We start from the raw sequence: 19,474 nt of genomic DNA, 5'->3' as shown, positions 1-19,474 counted from the left end.
CATGTCAAATTTACCAGACGAAGCTTTTAGAGATACCATCGGAACTATTGATGAAGGCGGTAATCGAAAATTTATTTTCCCTAAAAAACCGTCTGGTAAGTTCTATGATTATCGAAAAATTATCAGTTATGTTTTATTGGCTATTTTAATAGCAAATCCCTTTATAAAAGTAAATGGTAACCAATTTATGATGTTCAATGTAATGGAGCGTCGTTTTAATATTTTTGGTTTTCCTTTTTGGCCACAGGATTTTTATCTTTTTGTCATATCAATGCTTGTTGGTGTTGTATTTATTATTTTGTTTACAGTTGTTTTTGGCCGAATATTTTGCGGTTGGATTTGTCCTCAAACTATTTTTTTAGAAATGGTTTTTCGTCGAATTGAATATTGGATTGATGGTGACCGTGGCGCACAATCACGTTTATCGAGACAAGAGTGGAATGCAGAGAAAATCCGAAAGAGACTTATTAAATGGACTGTTTTTTTTCTAATTTCTTTTGGTATCGCAAATGTCTTTTTAGCCTATTTAGTTGGTAGCGATGCATTATTTTTAATGATTGAAGAAGGACCAATTAAACAATCCGGCAATTTTGTAGCACTATTAATTTTTACAAGTGTCTTTTATTTTGTTTTCGCTTGGTTTAGGGAACAGGTTTGTATAATTGCTTGCCCATATGGTAGATTACAAGGTGTGCTTTTAGATAATAAATCGATAAATGTTGCGTATGACTTTGTACGTGGAGAAAAAGAAGAAGGTCGTGCCAAGTTTAATAAAAAAGAAGATAGAGCAACAACTGGAAAGGGAGATTGTATCGATTGTCATCAATGTGTGCATGTCTGCCCAATGGGAATTGATATTAGAAATGGTACTCAGTTAGAATGTACAAATTGCACAGCTTGTATTGATGAATGCGATGCAATTATGGAAACAGTTGGTTTGCCTAAAGGACTTATTCGTTATGCTTCAGAAGATGAAATAGTAAAGAAAGAACCTTTTAAATTCACAGCAAGAATGAAAGGTTATACAGCTGTTTTATTCATTTTGTTAAGTGTTTTTGTTGGAATGTTATTTTTACGAACCAACGTTGAAGCGATCATTCTGCGTTTACCAGGTCAATTATTCCAGCATAAAGGTGATAAAATAAGTAATGTTTATACTTATAAAATCGTGAACAAAACAATGAAAGATTACAATGATATTCATTTTGAATTGATTGATCAGAAAGGTGAAATTAAAAATGTTGGAAAAGAACATTTCAAAATACAAAAAGAAGGTATTTCCCAAGGAACTTTGTTTATAGAAATTAATGAAGTGCTTTTAGAAAGTGATAAAACTAAAGTTAAAATTGGCGTTTACAATGGCAAGAAATTGCTTGAAACTACCACAACGAATTTTTTAGGTCCACGAAGTTTTAATTAAAAATAATACCACTATGAAAATAAATTGGGGAACCGGAATTGTCATTGCTTTTGCATTATTCATGAGTTTTATATTATACTTTGTATTTGAAGTACAATCTAATAGTAAATATGATAATGATTTAGTCGTTGAAGAATATTATAAACACGACTCGCATTTTCAGGAGGAAATGGTGCGTATTCAAAATGCACATGATTTACAAAAGAAACCTTCAATTGTATATAGTGAAGAAGGCGTAAAAGTTGTTTTTCCTGCTACTTTTGAAAGTGATAAAATAAAAGGAAATATTTTATTGTATCGTCCTTCTAATAAGAAGTTTGATTTCAATACTCAAATTGCGTTGACTAATTCAGCTTTGTTAATTCCAAAAAATAAATTGGTTAAAGGTCGTTGGGATGTCAATATGGAGTGGCAGTATAATGGAACAAAGTATTTAACTAAAGAGATTATTTACGTAAATTAATTACAAATGTTGTATTCTGCATTTATATTAGGTTTAATCAGTAGTTTGCATTGCATCGGAATGTGTGGTCCAATTGCTATGATGTTGCCGGTAGATCATCAGAATGAAGCTAAAAAAGTCATTCAAATTGTGACTTATCATTTAGGTCGATTAACTGCTTACGCAACAATCGGATTGATTTTTGGATTGTTAGGAAAAGGTTTTTTCCTGGCTGGACTACAACAGAAAATGTCAATTTTTATTGGTGTGGCTATGATTATTGCAGTTTTGATTCCGGAGAAAGTTTTTTCAAGATATAATTTTTCAAAACCTGTTTATAAAGTCATTTCAAGAATTAAATCACGTTTAGGGAATCAATTTAAAAATAGAAGTTATAAATCACTTTTTACAATTGGATTATTAAACGGATTTTTGCCATGCGGAATGGTTTACGTTGCTTTATTTGGAGCAATCGCTATGCAGAGTGCGAGTTTTGGTGTTTTGTATATGTTGTTGTTTGGATTAGGAACTATACCCTTAATGACAATCGTGGTTTATATTCACTCTTTAATAAAACTACCCTTTCGAAATAAAATTCAAAAGGCAATTCCTTACGTTGCGGTGATTATTGGTGCTTTATTTATCCTTAGAGGCCTTGGTTTAGGAATTCCTTACGTTTCACCTTCTAATATGAGTTTGTTTGTGCAGGCGACTCCAAATTGCCATTAAACGGTCATCGAGAACAAATTCGTTTCCGGTGATTTTCTTTTTAAATGTAAATCAAAAGCCATACAAATATTTCGCACAAATGGTCGTCCGGCTTCAGTGATTGTGATTCTATTCTCTTCAATTACAATTAAGTCATCTTTTTCTAGCTCTCTTAAATCAGAAATTACATTTCCAAGATCGTTAAAATAAAGACTTTCTTTTGTCCATAAAGTTTCAAATTCGCAAGTTAAGTTTAGAATATGTTTTCGGATAATCAAATCTTCTTCATTTAGAATATGACCCTTTATAATAGGTAATTTATCCCATTCTAATAATTGGTAATAATCCTCTAAGTTCTTAGCGTTTTGAGCAAAACTATACCAGCTGTCACTGATAGAAGAAACTCCTAAACCAATCATTAGTTGTGTTTTTGAAGCACTATAACCCATGAAATTTCTATGCAAACTTTTATTTTCTGACGCTTTGTATAAACTATCAGATTTTAAAGCAAAATGATCCATTCCAATTTCTTGGTAACCATTTTTAGAAAGTAATTGCTTTCCTGTTTCGTATAGTTTTCGTTTCTCAGCATCTTTAGGAAGGTTCTCTTCATTGAATCCACGTTGTCCATTTCCTTTAATCCAGGGCACGTGTGCATAGCTGTAAAAAGCTAATCGGTCTGGTTTTAAAGAATTTGTTTTTTCAACAGTATCAACAACATCTTCGATAGTTTGAAATGGAAGGCCAAATATGATATCGTGACCGATAGAAGTATAGCCAATTTCTTTAGCCCAAAAAGTTACTTTTGCTACATTGTGGAAAGGTTGAATTCTGTTAATCGCTTTCTGAACTTTTTCGGCGTAATCCTGAACGCCAAAACTTACCCGGCGAAAGCCCAAATCATATAACTTTTGAAGTTGCTCATAAGTTGTATTATTAGGATGTCCTTCAAAACTAAATTCGTATTTATCAGCCTTATTCGCAAAAGAAAAAATACCATTAATAAGGTGTTCTAAGTTGTTTTTTGAAAAAAAGGTTGGAGTGCCGCCACCCAAGTGTATTTCTTTTACAAAAGGTTTTTCGGGTAATAACCTACAATATAAACTCCATTCTTTTAAAAGTGCTTTTATATAAATTTCTTCGACAGAATGATTTTTTGTTATTCGTTTATTACAGCCACAAAAAGTGCACATGCTCTCGCAAAATGGCAGATGAATATATAAACTAATACCGTTTTGAGAATTACTTTCTGAGAAGGCTTTTTGAAATGATTCGACCCATTTCTGCTGTGAAAATTCAGCTTCATTCCAGTATGGAACTGTTGGATAACTGGTATATCTTGGACCTGGAACATTGTATTTCTGAATCAATGAGATTTTCATAAAAAAGTATTTTGGATTTATCAAAATTACTTCTTCATACTAAGACATAAAATGACAAATATCATACTTGAAAACAAAAAAAAGAGACTCATTATGAGCCTCTTCCCTGAATTAAATAACTAACATTAAATAGAATCCTGAATGATTTTAAGCCATTTTTTGGCAAACATATGATCTTGGTACGCGCTAATTTGTTTGATGCGATCGTCGTCAAAATCATAGAATGGAATTGTAATTTTTTTAGAGGTTTCTCTATCCTGAAATTCAAAATCAATTTTTAGAATGGTATCTGAATTTCCATCACTAGTCAAAATTAATTTGCAGGACGAAACGGTTTTTAAATCAACAAATGTTGATTCTTGTTGATTTGGATTAAAATTCATCAAAATGAATTTTCTATGTTTTTGGTCTATGGTAAGCGTTTTATTGCTTTGAGACTCCGTTAAATCAAAATCTTCCGGATGTGTTGGATTGAATTTCTTTTTAATATTTAGAATTTTAGTTTTGTTTGCAGCGCTCGTTCGTGCAGAAAAATATATTGGAATGGTTACTATGATCGCAATCACAACACCAATTATGGTTACACTTGTTTCCATGTTTTTGAATTTTGATAAATAATATGAAATAGTAAACTGTTTTCAGACGGAAAACGGTTCAATTGTTTATAAAGAAATAAATTCTTCGGGCTAAATTTTCATGTATTTATCTACCAAAAAAAATGGAAAGGGTAGAGCATTAATAAGACTTTCTTGCTCTGGGTCGAGAATTGATTTGCAAAGTTTGATGCTGATTCAGCAACCTGATGTTGCGGAATAACAATTAATAAAGAATCAAACCATTTAATTATACTGGGATGGTTTGTTTTGATGTTTGCAGCAAATTGATAACTTGCCTGAGGCTGTATAAAAGCAAGGGAATCTGTATAATCTTTAGAGAAATTGGTTTCCGTCTTTTGGCTTTCGTTTTTTTGCATAGCAGCATCGCTTTCTTGAGATGCAAAAAAGGCAATGATCAAAAGTGATACAAAAATAACGGTTTTACGAATCCAATTCATGGTTGCGAATTTAGTTCATAAAACACAATTAAAGAAATTTAGAATGCTAATTACTTCTTAAAAGTAGTTTTTATTGTTTTATCCTCAACTTTTACTGAGTTAGTTGAGGATAAAAATATTTATTATTGCTGCATTTTGAAGTAATAATCAGCGGAGTGTTTTCCTCCTCCATAAAATAAAAAGAAGATACAAAGTAACAATACAATTATTGCTAAAATTAAACTTTCAGAATGCATGTGTCCCATAAAATTTACAAGTATAGCACCAAAAAGAATAGGTAATTGGGCTGCAATTGCCCAGCGGGTGAGTAGCCCAAAAACAATCATAATTCCTCCAATCATGTGGGCTGGGGCGATATAATGTAAAAGAAACATTCCGCCTCCATATTGATCAATAGGAGAAATTAAATCATGTAAATATTGAGCATTGGTTACAAACGAAACTCCTTTCATAAACAAAAAAACACCCAATACAATACGTACTAAATCTACTGGTAAATAAGTGTGCGAATTTGCCCATTTATTCAAACTTTTTACATTTTCCATGATACTACGTGATTAAAAATAATATACTAAGTTACTAATTTTTAATGATATATTTATTTTTAAGTAGCTGTAAATAAGTTTTTTACTTTTTATTTAACCTATTCTAAGAATTCTATAAATGAAATTAAACCTGTATAACACCTAAATTAAATGCTTTTTGAATTGGTGCATGGTTAGCGGCTTCAATTCCCATAGAAATCCAGGTGCGTGTATCAAGTGGATCAATAATAGCATCTGTCCACAATCTTGAAGCGGCATAATAGGGCGAAGTTTGTTCGTCGTAACGAGCTTTTATTTTATTGAATAGTTCCGTTTCCTTGGCTTCATCTATGATTTCTCCTTTTGCTTTAAGTGATGAAGCTTCGATTTGAGCCAATACTTTTGCCGCCTGTGTTCCACCCATAACGGCAAGTTCCGCACTCGGCCATGCAAAAATCAATCTTGGGTCATAGGCTTTTCCGCACATCGCATAATTTCCCGCACCATATGAGTTCCCAACTATAACAGTAAATTTTGGAACTACGGAGTTGCTTACCGCATTTACCATCTTGGCACCATCCTTAATAATTCCGCCATGTTCAGATTTTGAACCAACCATGAAACCGGTAACATCTTGTAAAAAGACTAAAGGAATCTTTTTTTGATTACAATTTGCAATAAAGCGTGTAGCTTTGTCAGCGCTGTCTGAATAAATAACGCCTCCAAATTGCATTTCGCCTTTTTTAGTTTTTACTACTTTTCTTTGATTGGCCACGATTCCAACTGCCCAGCCATCAATTCTGGCGTATCCCGTAATTATGGTTTGACCGTAACCATCTTTGTATGCTTCAAACTCAGAATTATCAACCAAACGATTGATGATTTCCATCATGTCGTATTGTTCGTTTCTGGCTTTTGGCAAAATTCCGTAAATATCTTTTGGTTCTAAAGCTGGTTTTTCAGCTTTGATTCGGCTATAGCCAGCTTTATCATATTCGCCAATTTTGTCAACTATATTTTTTATTTTGTCTAAAGCATCTTTATCATCTTTTGCTTTATAATCGGTCACGCCTGAAATTTCGCAATGTGTTGTAGCTCCACCTAAAGTTTCATTATCTATAGTTTCTCCAATTGCAGCTTTGACCAAATAACTTCCCGCAAGGAAAATACTTCCTGTTTTATCTACAATTAAGGCTTCGTCACTCATAATAGGTAAATAAGCTCCTCCTGCAACGCAACTTCCCATAACAGCTGCAATTTGGGTAATTCCCATGCTGCTCATTTGCGCATTGTTTCTGAAAATTCTGCCGAAATGTTCCTTGTCCGGAAAAATTTCATCCTGAAGTGGTAAGTAAACACCGGCACTGTCTACCAAATAGATAATTGGCAATCTGTTTTCCATGGCAATTTCCTGTGCGCGAAGGTTTTTCTTTCCAGTAATAGGAAACCAAGCTCCTGCTTTAACAGTAGCATCATTAGCAACAACAATACATTGTTTGCCTCTTATATATCCTATTTTTATCACCACTCCTCCAGAAGGGCATCCACCGTGTTCGGCGTACATTCCTTCTCCAACAAAACCGCCGATTTCTATACTTTTAGAATTTTCATCCAATAAATAGTTAATACGTTCGCGAGCCGTCATTTTGCCTTCAGCATGTAGTTTTTCAATACGTTTTTCGCCACCGCCTAGTTTTACTTTGGCAAATTTTTGTTTTAATTCTGAAAGTAAGAGTTTATTGTGATCTTCGTTTTTATTGAAGTTTAAATCCATAAGATATTGATGTTTTTACAAAATACTGTTGGCTAATTTACAAAATCAATTGAAATAAACAGAATATTCAAAATATCTTTAAACTAATCTTTTTATGATTTTATAATAGCTTATAAATAAAAAAACCAGAAGTTAACTTCTGGTTTTAATATATAAAATATGTTTTAGATTATTTTTTAGAATCACAAACCATTCGTTTTAAAATGGCCCATTGTTTCAACGCGTCACGAGCTTCAACTGCTGGATACCCTAACATGGTTTTTCCGGCAGGAACATCTCCTGTTACACCTGAACCAGCTCCAATAACAGCACCATCTCCAATAGAGGTATGATCTTTTATAGAAGCACTTCCGCCAATAATTACGCCATTTCCTAAAGTTACAGAACCAGCTAAACCGCTATTTCCAGCCATAATACAAAATTTACCTAATTTACTATTATGTCCAATTTGAACTAAATTGTCAATTTTGCATCCGTCTCCAAGTACAGTTGAACTGAATTTTCCGCGGTCAACACAAGTATTTGCTCCAATTTCAACTCCGTTACCAATAATTACATTTCCAATTTGTGGAATTTTTACCAGTCCTTTTTCTTTGCAGGGACGGAATCCAAAACCATCTGCTCCAATTGTTGCATTTGGATGAATAATACAATCACTACCAATATGACAACGCTCACGAACAACTGTTCCTGACCAGATAATCGTATTTTTTCCGATAGTGCATTCATCTAAAATAGTCACATTTGGATATAATGTAGTATTGGCACCAATTTCAACATTTGGACCAATATAACAACCTGCACCAATTCTGGCTCCTTCACCAATTATTGCGGTTTCATCGATTGTAGCAGTTCTGTGAATGTTTGTATGAAAGATCGGAGTAGGCGGGGCAAAAAGCGCTAAAATTTGAGACATCGCTAAGTCGGCATTTTTTACCTTAATAAAGGCACGATTTTCTCCAGGTTCTATAGAAATATCTTCGTTTACAACTGCAATAGATGCATTTGAAGTCGACCAATATTTTTCATATTTTTTGTTCCCTATAAATGAAATTTCTGAAGTAGTGGCTTTTTCTAGTTGCTCTGTTGCGGTTACGCTTTGCGAAGTAGTGCCGTAAATTACGCCATTTATAACTTCATTGATTTCGTGAATTGAATAGGATTTCATTGAATAAATTTAATTGACTTGGGGTTTATTTTTGCCAAATAAAATCAATTACATTTGAATTACCTAATCTTATTTTGAAGTTTTTTATGTACTGTTTAAAATAATAGTTTAAATATTACAATTTTAACATTAAATCTACTAAAATTTTAACAGTTTTTGAATTTATAATGGATTATTCTCTTTTTAATAGTAAACGAATTTTAAGTCGTAAGATTTTGATTTTCAGTAAACATATATTCTAAGAATAGAGTCCATTAAATATGGAAATAGCACTTTTTATTCAGGAAAACGAATTATAAAGGTCTGAAATCGAAATTATAACCTTAGATATTTTAAAAAGATAACTGATAGTGCCCGAAAAAATGGCACTACATGATTGTGAAATTTTGCAGGTTTAAACTTTTATATATTGGCAATCAGCTAGTTTTGTGTGAAATTATCAGGGTAATTTTAAAATCGGATATTATTAGTAAGATAATATTTAGAATTAGAAATATTCTGATCTGAAATAATTTAGTTAATTTGCTTTAAATTAATGAATTAAATAAAAAAGCGATTCACTTTTAATTAAAAGTGAATCGCTTTTTTAAAATAAGTAAAATTAATTATTCTTTTATTTTCGATAATGAAATGGCATTAATGCAATATCGCAAACCACTGGGTTCAGGACCATCAGGGAAGACATGCCCAAGATGCGCATCGCAGGTATTGCAAACCACTTCAACACGAATCATTCCGTATGATTTATCAGCATTATAAGCAATCGCATTTTCTTTGATTGGCTGTGTAAAAGAAGGCCAGCCAGTTCCTGATTCAAATTTTTCAGAAGCATCAAAAAGTAAAGTACCGCAGCACTTGCATTCGTAAATTCCAGGATCAAATAAACTGCAAAGTTCAGAGCTAAAAGATCTTTCAGTACCTTTTAAACGTGTTACCTGATATTCTTCAGGAGTTAAGATATGTTTCCATTCTTCTTCCGTTTTCTCTATTTTTTTCTCTGGAGTTGGATTTCCTTTATTTGTATATCGAATAATATCTGCCCATTTTATCATAACTTTTTTATTTAGTTTTCAGTCGCAGTCTCAGTTTTCAGTCTGTTTAAAAATGAGACTGCGACTGAGACTGCGACTAAAAAATTATTCCTCTTCCTTTTGTCCCATCATCATTAAAAATGCTTTTAAGAATGGGTCTATATTTCCGTTCATTACGCCATCAACATCGCTGGTTTCATAACCGGTACGAACATCTTTAACCAATTTATAAGGTTGCATTACATAATTACGTATTTGCGAACCCCATTCGATTTTCATTTTTCCGGCTTCGATATCGGCACGTTGTGCTTGTTGTTTTTTCAATTCGATTTCATACAATTGAGAACGTAACATCTGCATGGCACGTTGTCTGTTATCTTGTTGAGATCGTGTTTCCGAACACTGAATCTGGATTCCGGTTGGTTTGTGTACCAATTGTACTTTTGTTTCTACTTTATTTACGTTTTGTCCTCCGGCACCACTAGAGCGGGAAGTTGTAATTTCGATATCGGCAGGATTAATGTCAATTTCAATACTGTCATCAACAAGTGGATACACGTAAACTGATACAAATGAAGTATGACGTTTTGCGTTACTGTCAAAAGGTGAAATTCGAACTAAACGATGTACGCCGTTTTCTCCTTTTAAGTAGCCAAAAGAATAATCTCCTTCAAACTCTAAAGTTACGGTTTTAATACCGGCAACCTCACCTTCCTGAAAGTTCAGTTCTTTTATTTTATAGCCATAACTTTCGCCCCACATCATGTACATACGCATTAGCATTCCAGCCCAGTCACAACTTTCAGTTCCACCGGCTCCGGCAGTAATCTGAACAACGGCACTTAGACTGTCGCCCTCGTCAGAAAGCATGTTTTTGAACTCGATGTTTTCGATATGATCTTGCGTTGTCTTGTAATGCTCGTCTAATTCTTCTGCAGAAAGTTCACCTTCTTTATAAAAATCATGCGCTAATTGCAATTCGTCAGTAAGTTCGATGGCTTTGTTGTAATCTTCAATCCATTTTTTCTTGTTTCGAAGGTTTTTAACAATGACTTCGGCTTCTTTTGCATTGTTCCAAAAGTCGGGTGCGAAGGTTTTTTCTTCTTCGTTGGCAATTTCGATTAGCTTGGCATCAACGTCAAAGATACCTCCTCAACGCACCAAGGCGCTCCACAATACCTTTTATTTGTTCGGTAGTTGTCATAAATTAATAGTAGTTTTATATGTTTTTTATAAATATTACGTTAATTTGGTTGTATGATAATTTGCTAGTTAAAATTTACTAAAACTTGCCGAGAATAACAAACAGTAATACGTAATTTTGTTGCACAAAAATAAGATATAGTTTTTAGAATATGGAAATAAATTTAATTAGCGATACCATTACCAAGCCAACACACGAAATGTTGCAGTATATGTTTAATGCTCAGGTTGGAGATGACGTATACAAGCAAGATCCGACAGTTATCGAATTAGAGACTAGAGTAGCTGAATTTTTTGGTATGGAAGCCGGACTTTTTTTTCCATCTGGAACTATGGCAAACCAAACCGCAATTAAATTACACACACAACCTGGAGAACAATTGATTGCTGATAAATATGCTCATGTTTATCATTATGAAGGAGGAGGAGTTTCTTTTAACAGCGGTGTATCCTGTTGTTTGTTGGATGGAGACAGAGGAATGATAAATGCGACTCAGGTTGCTGCAGCAATTAATGATCCTGAATTTTATCATAGTCCGCTTACAAGTTTGGTTTGTGTAGAAAACACAACTAATAAAGGTGGTGGCGCTTGTTATGAATTAGAAGATTTAAGAGAAATAAAAAAAGTTTGTGACGCTAATAACCTGAAATTCCATTTAGATGGTGCCAGAATTTGGAATGCCTTAGTGGCAAAAAGACAAAATCCGAAGGAATTTGGAGCTATTTTCGATACTATTTCTGTTTGTTTATCAAAAGGATTAGGTGCCCCAATTGGTTCTGTATTGCTTGGTAGTAAAGCTGATATTCACAGAGCGTTGAGAATCAGGAAGATATTGGGTGGTGGGATGCGCCAGGTTGGTTATTTGGCAGCAGCAGGATTGTATGCTTTAGCACATAATATTGAAAGATTAGCCGAGGATCACAGAAGGGCTAAAGAAATTGCAGCAGTTTTAAGTACTAAACCGTGGATAGCAGCAATTGAGCCTGTAGAAACTAATATTTTGATTTTTTCATTAGCCGAAGGTTACAGCGATCAGCTTTTAATAGAAAAATTAAAACAGAAAAATATTTTAATTAGCGCACTTGGACATAATAAATTGCGAATTGTAACGCATTTAGATTATAAAGAAGTAATGCACACTTATGTGATTGAAACGCTTCAAAAGTTTTAAGAAGAGGTACTAAGATACTAAGGTTCTAAGATTCTGAGTTTTTCCAATAAAGAAGACTTAGTATCTTAGAACCTTAGTATCTTAGAATCTTAGTATCTTAGAATCTTATTTAAACAAGTTATCCATTCCCGGAATCATAGGCATATCCATTTTGGCAACAGCGTCTAATTCTCTTTCGTTTACGTTTGTTGCTTTTTCAATAGCTTTATTTAAGGTTACAATTAAGTAATCTTCCAGTTGTTCTTTGTCTTCTAATAGAGAGTCATCAATAGAAATTGATGTAACTTTTCTATTAGCGGTTAATGTCACTTTTAATAATCCGTCAGCGCTTTGTTCATCAATTAAAACAGTATCCAGACGCTTTTTTGTATCTTCAATTTTTTGTTGGGTTTCTTTAAGTTTACCCATCATTCCCATTAAATCCATTTTGTTGATTTTTAAATTATTTGAGACAAAATTACTATATTGCTGTATTAAATCAATACAATATTTTATGAAAATATTAATTCTGTTCTATTGTGTTTATAGTATTTTTGCCTCGTCTTATATAAAATTAATGCTTAATCAATGCAAAACGATATAACGGCTCCACAGGCCAAAGTAATTCCAAAAAACTTAAAAAAACATAAAGAAACCCGAATCGATAATTATTTTTGGCTCAACGACAGAGAAAATCCCGAAGTTATCGATTATCTAAATCAGGAGAATGCTTATTATGAAAATATGACTTCGCATACAAAAGAGCTACAGGCATCTTTGTACGAAGAAATGAAAGGCAGAATCAAAGAAGATGATTCATCTGTGCCTTATTTTTATAATGGCTACTATTATATTACCCGATTTGAGACAGGACAGGATTATCCGATTTTTTCAAGAAAAAAAGGAAGCCTTTCTGCTGATGAGGAAATTATGTTCAACTGCAATGAAATGGCAGAAGGACATGCTTACTTTAAATTGGGAGGTTTAAGTATTAGTCCTGATAACAAATTTGCAAGTTTTGGACTTGATCTTGTGGGAAGAAGAATTTATACTATTCAGATTAAAAACTTAGAAACAAACGAAATTCTGGCCGATAAAATTGAAAATGCAACCGGAGGATCTGTTTGGGCAAATGACAATAAAACCATTTTTTATGTCAGACAAGATGAAGTTACTTTAAGATCTGATAAAGTTTTCAGACATAAAATAAATAGCGATTCTGTAACTGATGTTTTGGTTTTTGATGAAACCGATGATACTTTTAATGTTTCGATCAGTAAAGAAAAATCAAGAAAATATATTGTAATTGGATCAGGAAGTACTTTAACAACCGAATACAGAATTTTGAATTCAGACAATCCAGATGGGGAATTTGAAGTTTTCCAGCCTCGTGTTCGCGGTTTAGAATACAGTATCTCTCATTTTGAAGATTCATTTTATATTTTAACCAATAAAGATAAGGCAACCAATTTTAAGTTGATGAAAACGCCTGAAAACAAAACTGCAAAAAAATATTGGGTAGATCTTATTCCACATCGTGAAGATGTTTTGCTCGAAGATATCGAAATCTTTAAAAATTATTTAGTTGTAGAGGAACGTTCGAATGGACTAAATCATATTCGAATCATGCCCTGGAATGGTGAAGCTGATTATTATTTGCCTTTTGGAAGTGAAACTTACAATGCATATACCACAACGAATATTGATTTTGATACTGATGTTTTGCGTTACAGCTACCAATCGCTTGCAACACCTTCCTCTGTAATTGATTTTAATATGAAAACTAAAACCAAAGAAATCTTAAAAGAGCAACAGGTTTTGGGTGGAAAATTCGATAAAGAGAATTACATCGAAGAACGCGTTTGGGCAACCGCAAGAGACGGTGTAAAAGTTCCGATTTCGATGATTTATAGAAAAGGATTAGAGAAAAATGGTAAAAATCCGTTGTTGCTTTATGCATATGGTTCATACGGAATCACAATGGATACTTATTTTTCTTCGACAAGACTTTCGTTGTTAGACCGCGGATTTGTTTACGCTATCGCACATATTAGAGGAGGAGAAGACTTAGGAAGACAATGGTATGAAGACGGAAAACTGTTAAAAAAGAAAAATACCTTTACAGATTTCATCGATTGCTCTAAATTTGTAATTAACGAAAAATTTACTTCTTCTGAACATTTGTATGCAGAAGGAGGTTCTGCAGGAGGACTTTTGATGGGAGTTATCATAAATGAAGCTCCTCAATTGTATAACGGAGTGATCGCTCAGGTACCTTTTGTAGATGTAATAACAACAATGCTTGACGATAGTATTCCGTTGACAACCGGAGAATATGATGAATGGGGAAACCCAAACAATAAGAAATATTATGATTATATGTTATCCTATTCACCATATGATAATGTAAAAGCACAAAAATATCCTAATATGTATGTTTCCACCGGATTGCATGATTCACAAGTGCAATATTGGGAACCTGCAAAATGGGTCGCCAAGTTGAGAAATATGAAAACAAATGATAACCTTTTGTTTTTAGATACCAATATGGATGCTGGACATGGTGGTGCTTCAGGAAGATTTGAAGCTTTAAAAGACTTAGCAAAAGAATTTAGTTTTTTATTAGATTTAGAGAAAATTAAAAGCTAATTAGAAATTTTTTGTTAAATTTGCAACCTATCAGGGGTTATTTTGAAATGCCTTTGATTAACTATTTTTTTATGAAAGAAGAAATAAATGCTTATAATAATGTTTTAGAATTAATAGGTAACACCCCACTTATTAAGCTAAATAAAATCACCGAAGAGTTAGAAGGAAATTTCTACGCAAAGGTAGAAGCTTTTAATCCGGGACATTCCTCAAAAGATAGAATAGCATTATATATTATTGAAGAAGCCGAGAAAAAAGGAATTCTTTCTCCGGGAGACACCATCATCGAAACTACATCTGGTAATACTGGTTTTAGTTTGGCAATGGTAAGCATTATTAAGGGCTACAACTGTATTTTGGCAGTAAGTTCGAAATCATCAAAAGACAAAATTGACATGCTGAGAAGTTTAGGCGCAAAGGTTTACGTTTGCCCGGCTCACGTTTCTGCTGATGATGAGAGGTCTTATTACAATGTAGCGAAACGTTTACACGAAGAAACTAAAGGTTCTGTTTACATCAATCAATATTTTAATCAGTTGAATATTGATGCACATTATAATAGTACAGGTCCTGAAATTTGGGAACAGACAAAAGGACAAATCACACATCTTATCGCTTGTAGCGGAACTGGAGGAACTATCTCAGGAACTGCTAAATTCTTAAAAGAGCAAAATCCAAATATTAGAATTTTAGGTGTTGATGCTTTTGGATCAGTATTGAAAAAATACCACGAAACAAGAGAATTTGATAACAAAGAGATTTATCCTTATCGTATTGAAGGTTTAGGTAAAAATCTGATTCCATCTGCTACAGATTTTGATATCATTGATAAATTCATGAAAGTAACCGACGAAGAGAGTGCGCATTCTGCAAGAGAAATCACTCGTAAAGAAGGTTTATTTGTGGGATATACTTCAGGAGCAGTAATGCAGGCCATTAAACAATATGCTGAAGAAGGTGAGTTTACGAAAGATAGTAATATAGTTGCTATTTTTCCTGACCATGGATCTCGTTATATGAGTAAAGTATTCAGCGATGACTGGATGAATGAACAAGGATTCTTTGATAGCATTAATGAAGAAGAAGTTCAAAAAATTGAATTTGTAAAATAAAGAGAATTACTCTATAGAATATAAAACTTCCGATATTAAATTATCGGGAGTTTTTTTTTGAAAAAAAATAAAATTAGTTATTTATTGATATCAGCGTAAAAACTTAAAATTTTGAAAATACCGTATTTATACGTAAGAAAATTTTATTATGATTGAAGTTAATTTATAATTTTAATAGTATCTTAAAAGTATCGTTAAAAGTATTGTTAAGTGTATTTTGCATTTAAATACCATCACTTTTGGTTATTTAAACGATTATTTAGGTTCGTTGTCGAAAAAATTTTCAACTGGAAACTTTAAAATATAGATTAGTGATGTTAAAATGACATAATGTTTTTTAATCCTAAATCTACTATTATGAAAAAATTACTACTCACTTTAATGTTTGTAAGTTTTTTGAATGTGAATGCTCAAAATCCGATTCAGGAATTCACTTTTAATGGGACTCTGATTAATACTAAAAATACAACTTCATTTATGGGAACAAATAATTTTGTTGCCGATAGAAATGGAGTTGCAAATAGTGCCCAACAATTAGTTAATAAGGCTATGGAAGCAGTTATACCAGACCTTCCTCAGGATAATAAAGCAAGAACAGTTACTATCTGGGTAAAAATGAATGATATTGCAAAAGCCAACTACATTTGGGGTTACGGAACGGCTTTTAATGCTCAATATTGTGGTTTACTACAGCAAGGAACTGCCTCTTCTAATTCTGATTTAAGTTTAGCTGGGTGGGGTGCTTCTAATGATGTTATTGTTTCTACTTCTTTATTAAAAAATACATGGTATCAATATAGTATTACTTTTGACGGTACAGTTTCTAAAATATACCGTGATGGACAATTATTGAGATCGGTAAGTGGAATCAATCGTTCTACAAAGGGCACTATTTTTAGATTGGGCGAAATTAATACTACAGTTGGTATTAATGCTGATATAGACGATTTAAAAATTTATAATGTTGCGATGACAGAGGAACAAATTTTAGAAGAATACAACGTCTCTAAACCGGCAATTGTTATGGCGGAGTCAGTGGTTTCAAAACCCGAAAAAAATATGGAAACTGTAAAAGTTGCTTTAAAGGCAGCAACAACAAACGCGCTTATTACAGGTGATGTTAATACTGTGACTAAAAATGTAGAAGTATATTCACAAGGACAGAAGGTGGTTGGCGACAATGCAAAGAGTATTAATGATCTGCCAGAAGGAACTTATTTGTTGAAAATAACAAATAATTCTTCAAATAAAATAACTTCAAAATAGAAACTAAAATTTGGTTGATAAAATAGTTAGTTAATTTGTGTTAGTAGAATTTAATTTTTTGAATAGTGTAAAAAGCCTTTTAACGTTAAATTTAAAAGGCTTTTTTGTTTTTACTAGTGTTTTTTTTGTTGCCCTGGAGCGTAAGCTTTAGCGCTTTTGCTTCCCGACATTTTTTTTGCTTGTCCCGGAGGAACTTTTCCGGACCCAGTACTATGTGTATGAACACTACAGCTGATTACGCTAATTACTACAAACAGAATTACCATAACGATTACGGCAACTTTTGTATATTTTGATGTTTTCATAAAATTGTTTTTTTGAAGGTGGTACAAATATAATGGTTAATATGATTTTTCATAATCGTGGGTTCCAGTTTAAAATCATTACAAACAAAGGTCTAATTTATATCACTTTTTTACCAGCGCTTCAATGGATTTAAATCTTAAAAAATATTGTAGTGATCTTTTCGATCTGCAATTCATTTTTCAAGACAAATTGATTTTTTGTAAAAATGTTTTTACAAATATGAATTTTATAACGTTTTAAATGAGTTATTTTTTTTGTTTCAATGAGAATACCGTATTTATACGTAATTAATATTTGTAAAATTGAATTAAATTTATAGTTTTAACAAAATTTATAAAAGAATAAATAAATCTAATCAAAGGTTTTAAATTATCAATTTTGATTATTTTAAGAATTTGATATTGTCGAATATATTTATCTTTTTTTAAACGCCTCAAAAATCCATAAAATATGAAGAGATTATTACTCACTTTAATGTTTGTAAGTTTTTTAAATACGAATGCCCAAAATCCGGTTCAGGAATTCAATTTCAATGGGACTTTAAGTAATACTGATAATACGATTTCCCTATTAGGAACTCCTAATTTTGTAAATGACAGAATGGGAGTTGGTAAAGGAGCTCAAAGACTTACGAACAAAGTTTTGCAAGGAGTAGTAGGAGATCTTCCACAAGATAATAAACCAAGATCAATATCTGTCTGGGTAAAATTTAATACTATTGCTTCGATAAATTATATCTTAGGCTATGGTAGTACAGTAAATTCGCAGTATTTTGGTTTATTACAACAAGCTGCAGCTGCAGGTAATTCAGACGTAAGTTTGCTTGGTTGGGGAGATGCAAATAATGTTGTTGTTTCAGTTCCCCTTCATAAAGAGATTTGGTACCAGTATAGTATTACTTATGACGGTACTAGTTCAAAAATATATCGTAATGGTGAATTACTAAAATCAGTAGATGGAATTCCGCGGACAACAAAAGGATATATTTTGAAATTGGGGCAATTAAACAGTGCAATAGCTATCAATGCTGATATAGATGATCTTAAAATATATAATGTTGCCATGACAGGTGAACAGGTTATGGAATCTTATAACAGTTCGAAACCAACTGGGATAGCTGCATCTGAAACTGCTCAGGCTTCAGGGCCAGTAAAAAAAGTATCTACGACACCAATTACAAAAGCTACAGTTACAGCAAAAAGTACTACTCCCGCTATTCTGCCAACAAATAACACACATGGTACTAAAACTGTTGAGGTTTTCTCGCAAGGGAGACAAATTATGGGAAGCAACGCTTCTAATATTGGTGATTTGCCTGAAGGAACTTATTTGATCAAAGTAACAAATAAGAAATAGTTTCAAATTAGGATAAGAATTTCTGTAGAAAACCGATGGACCTTTAAAAGTTTAGAAATAAATCTAAATTGTTTCCAACCTTTTTAAGCAAAACATACTCTATATAAGTAGTAATCATTTTGAATGATTTTAACTTTAAAAAGATATAGTATGAAAAAGAAGTTCACCTTAGAAATAGCTAATCCTTGTACTGAAAATTTTGATAAAATGATTCCTAATTCTAAAGGTTCGTTTTGTGATTCTTGTGCTAAAAATGTAATAGATTTAAGCAACAAGACGAACTCAGAAATAGCGAGAGTCATAGTAGAAAACAAGGGAAAAAATATCTGTGCGCGTATAATAACAACACAATTGGAAGAAGAATTTGAATACAATGAAACTTCTAAAATCAATAACTTTAAATATGCTGCAATTGCTGCTTCGGTTTTATTAACCTCCACTGTGATAGGACAGGAAAAAGCGCCAGTTGAAACTGAAATCAACGTATCACCTGCTAGCCATATTGTTGGTAAGATTGCCTTTAATTCTCAGTCTAAAGAAGAAATTTCGATAACAGTAAAAGGAAAATTAATAGATGCAAAAACCAATAAGCCTTTAAATCGTGAAAAATATCAAAATTTAACCCTTACTATTAATAATTCGGGTACCCCAATAAAAATAAATGGAAAAACAGGTGACTTTTCTATTCCAATAACTGTTTTGAAAAGCACCAAATCAATAATAATTACTATTCAAAGCAATGATTATTATTTATCCAAAACAATACCTTTTGATGTGAAATTAGTGAGAGAAAATATTTTTTTGCAAGATATAAGTATTGATACAGAACAGGGCACTAAAGTTTATATGTTAGGCGGATTAGGAATTAATTATACTGATAGACGAGGAATTAAAGAAATTTGATGAAACAAAAAAAGCCCTGAAATTT

19 protein-coding genes are annotated in these 19,474 nt (G+C 32.6%); 9 read left to right on the top strand and 10 right to left on the bottom strand.

Annotated elements, in window-relative coordinates:
• Position 1 precedes the first annotated feature (1 nt).
• Genes ccoG through AC6CH4_RS17075 form a run of 3 tightly spaced genes read left to right on the top strand, consistent with a single transcriptional unit; the run spans position 2 to position 2,591 of the window.
• Positions 2 to 1,420, top strand: coding sequence for a cytochrome c oxidase accessory protein CcoG (gene ccoG, locus AC6CH4_RS17085; protein WP_498105060.1), 1,419 nt, complete (start codon positions 2 to 4; stop codon positions 1,418 to 1,420).
• A 13-nt stretch (positions 1,421 to 1,433) separates the two neighbouring features.
• Positions 1,434 to 1,883, top strand: coding sequence for a FixH family protein (locus AC6CH4_RS17080; RefSeq protein WP_498105058.1), 450 nt, complete (start codon positions 1,434 to 1,436; stop codon positions 1,881 to 1,883).
• A 6-nt stretch (positions 1,884 to 1,889) separates the two neighbouring features.
• Complete coding sequence (locus AC6CH4_RS17075; protein ID WP_498105056.1) at positions 1,890 to 2,591, top strand: sulfite exporter TauE/SafE family protein; 702 nt, start codon at positions 1,890 to 1,892, stop codon at positions 2,589 to 2,591.
• On the opposite strand, the gene hemN is transcribed toward AC6CH4_RS17075, so the two are convergent.
• The 8 genes from hemN to prfB all read right to left on the bottom strand — a co-directional run bounded on the left by hemN (position 2,588) and on the right by prfB (position 10,707).
• A complete protein-coding gene (gene hemN / locus AC6CH4_RS17070) occupies positions 2,588 to 3,952 on the bottom strand; it encodes an oxygen-independent coproporphyrinogen III oxidase (protein ID WP_498105054.1) in 1,365 nt (454 codons plus the stop codon). The two genes, AC6CH4_RS17075 and hemN, sit on opposite strands and share 4 nt — an antisense overlap.
• A gap of 125 nt (positions 3,953 to 4,077) precedes the next feature.
• Positions 4,078 to 4,548, bottom strand: coding sequence for a hypothetical protein (locus AC6CH4_RS17065; protein ID WP_498105052.1), 471 nt, complete (start codon positions 4,546 to 4,548; stop codon positions 4,078 to 4,080).
• A 110-nt stretch (positions 4,549 to 4,658) separates the two neighbouring features.
• Complete coding sequence (locus AC6CH4_RS17060; protein ID WP_498105050.1) at positions 4,659 to 5,006, bottom strand: hypothetical protein; 348 nt, start codon at positions 5,004 to 5,006, stop codon at positions 4,659 to 4,661.
• 122 nt (positions 5,007 to 5,128) lie between these two features.
• On the bottom strand, positions 5,129 to 5,551 hold the full coding sequence (locus AC6CH4_RS17055; protein ID WP_056185789.1) for a DoxX family protein: 423 nt from the start codon (positions 5,549 to 5,551) through the stop codon (positions 5,129 to 5,131).
• A gap of 124 nt (positions 5,552 to 5,675) precedes the next feature.
• Entirely contained in the window at positions 5,676 to 7,304 is a 1,629-nt protein-coding gene (locus AC6CH4_RS17050; RefSeq protein ID WP_498105048.1) for an acyl-CoA carboxylase subunit beta, read from the bottom strand.
• A 169-nt stretch (positions 7,305 to 7,473) separates the two neighbouring features.
• Complete coding sequence (gene lpxD / locus AC6CH4_RS17045) at positions 7,474 to 8,472, bottom strand: UDP-3-O-(3-hydroxymyristoyl)glucosamine N-acyltransferase (RefSeq protein WP_498105046.1); 999 nt, start codon at positions 8,470 to 8,472, stop codon at positions 7,474 to 7,476.
• 605 nt (positions 8,473 to 9,077) lie between these two features.
• A complete protein-coding gene (msrB, locus tag AC6CH4_RS17040; protein WP_498105044.1) occupies positions 9,078 to 9,524 on the bottom strand; it encodes a peptide-methionine (R)-S-oxide reductase MsrB in 447 nt (148 codons plus the stop codon).
• An 84-nt stretch (positions 9,525 to 9,608) separates the two neighbouring features.
• Positions 9,609 to 10,707 (bottom strand): peptide chain release factor 2 gene (gene prfB, locus AC6CH4_RS17035; RefSeq protein ID WP_492965682.1). Its coding sequence is split into 2 segments (ribosomal slippage): positions 9,609 to 10,643 and positions 10,645 to 10,707, totalling 1,098 coding nucleotides; the frame shifts between segments, so codons are not numbered across the junction.
• Between the two features lie 151 nt (positions 10,708 to 10,858).
• On the opposite strand from prfB, the gene AC6CH4_RS17030 reads away from it, so the two are divergent.
• A complete protein-coding gene (locus AC6CH4_RS17030) occupies positions 10,859 to 11,878 on the top strand; it encodes a threonine aldolase family protein (RefSeq protein ID WP_498105042.1) in 1,020 nt (339 codons plus the stop codon).
• A gap of 105 nt (positions 11,879 to 11,983) precedes the next feature.
• On the opposite strand, the gene AC6CH4_RS17025 is transcribed toward AC6CH4_RS17030, so the two are convergent.
• Positions 11,984 to 12,304, bottom strand: coding sequence for a YbaB/EbfC family nucleoid-associated protein (locus tag AC6CH4_RS17025; protein ID WP_026982166.1), 321 nt, complete (start codon positions 12,302 to 12,304; stop codon positions 11,984 to 11,986).
• 141 nt (positions 12,305 to 12,445) lie between these two features.
• Between AC6CH4_RS17025 and AC6CH4_RS17020 the strand changes: the two genes are divergently transcribed.
• The 3 genes from AC6CH4_RS17020 (at position 12,446) to AC6CH4_RS17010 (ending at position 16,884) form a co-directional block, all read left to right on the top strand.
• Positions 12,446 to 14,506, top strand: coding sequence for a S9 family peptidase (locus AC6CH4_RS17020; protein WP_498105040.1), 2,061 nt, complete (start codon positions 12,446 to 12,448; stop codon positions 14,504 to 14,506).
• Between the two features lie 71 nt (positions 14,507 to 14,577).
• Positions 14,578 to 15,618: a cysteate synthase gene (gene capA, locus AC6CH4_RS17015; protein ID WP_056186848.1), complete on the top strand. Its 1,041-nt coding sequence runs from the start codon at positions 14,578 to 14,580 to the stop codon at positions 15,616 to 15,618.
• Between the two features lie 357 nt (positions 15,619 to 15,975).
• Positions 15,976 to 16,884, top strand: a complete 909-nt coding sequence (locus tag AC6CH4_RS17010; RefSeq protein WP_498105038.1) for a LamG domain-containing protein — start codon at positions 15,976 to 15,978, stop codon at positions 16,882 to 16,884.
• A 113-nt stretch (positions 16,885 to 16,997) separates the two neighbouring features.
• On the opposite strand, the gene AC6CH4_RS17005 is transcribed toward AC6CH4_RS17010, so the two are convergent.
• Entirely contained in the window at positions 16,998 to 17,189 is a 192-nt protein-coding gene (locus AC6CH4_RS17005) for a hypothetical protein (RefSeq protein ID WP_498105036.1), read from the bottom strand.
• 451 nt (positions 17,190 to 17,640) lie between these two features.
• Between AC6CH4_RS17005 and AC6CH4_RS17000 the strand changes: the two genes are divergently transcribed.
• Positions 17,641 to 18,546, top strand: a complete 906-nt coding sequence (locus AC6CH4_RS17000) for a LamG-like jellyroll fold domain-containing protein (protein ID WP_498105034.1) — start codon at positions 17,641 to 17,643, stop codon at positions 18,544 to 18,546.
• A 150-nt stretch (positions 18,547 to 18,696) separates the two neighbouring features.
• The gene (locus tag AC6CH4_RS16995; protein ID WP_498105032.1) at positions 18,697 to 19,449 is read left to right on the top strand and encodes a hypothetical protein; all 753 of its coding nucleotides are present in this window, start codon (positions 18,697 to 18,699) and stop codon (positions 19,447 to 19,449) included.
• The last annotated feature ends 25 nt before the right edge of the window (positions 19,450 to 19,474 follow it).

This window comes from Flavobacterium sp. GQ95, from assembly GCF_059758655.1.
This window is presented reverse-complemented; position numbering and strand designations above follow the sequence as displayed.